Source organism: Massilia atriviolacea (assembly GCF_003953935.1).
Taxonomy (GTDB): Bacteria; Pseudomonadota; Gammaproteobacteria; order Burkholderiales; family Burkholderiaceae_D; genus Telluria_A; species Telluria_A atriviolacea.
This window is the reverse complement of the sequence record NZ_RXLQ01000068.1, coordinates 1-661: the sequence shown is the minus strand read 5'-3', so window position 1 is coordinate 661 and position 661 is coordinate 1. Positions and strand designations below refer to the sequence as shown.

Here is a 661-nt window from a genome sequence, read left to right as displayed (position 1 = left end):
TGCGGCAGGTCGATCCGCATCATGGTCTTGTTGATGGTGTACTTGAGCGGCTGGCCGCCGCCATCGGTCAGCGCCGTGATATTGAAGCCGCCCTCGAAGGTGCGGCTCTCGACGATGAAGCGCATCGCTTCGAAGCGCATGCCGTCCGCCTCGGTGCCCCTGGCCCACGCCTCGCGCGAGGGCACCGTGGAGATGGCGCGGTTGTCCGAATCGGCGCGGAACATGTTCTGGTCCAGCTGCACCCACAGGTAGGACAGCGTATCGGGCGAATTATTGTGGTAGGTGACGCTGCCGCTGCCGTCGATGCGGCGCTTCGCTTCATCGAGCGTGGCGCGCAGCTTGTAGTCGGCGCGCTGCTGCCAGTAGGCGTGGCCGGGCGCGCCCGATGCGGTGCGGGTGATGCCGGACGTGGGCAGCAGTTCCTCCAGCTGGCGGAACTTGTCGTCGAAGGCGGGGGCCGCCGCAGCGGTGGTGCAGGCCAGGCAGGCCGCCAGGGCCAGGGAAAGGTGTCGGATGGTCATTGGGCAGGTTGGTGGAATGCGGGAAAGGCGGGAAGGCGGGCACCCGATCGTGCCCGCCGGTCTTACTTGGTCTTCAACGGCGTGTTGAAGTCTTTCATCATGTCGTCCTTGCTGCGGTCGGTCTTGAACAGCTCCAGGCG

Annotated in this window: 1 pseudogene; it reads right to left on the bottom strand. The window is 66.0% G+C overall.

From position 1 onward, the window contains the following. A pseudogene (locus tag EJB06_RS31570) lies at positions 1 to 521 on the bottom strand (aminopeptidase); the annotation flags it as partial. Between the last annotated feature and the right edge of the window lie 140 nt (positions 522 to 661).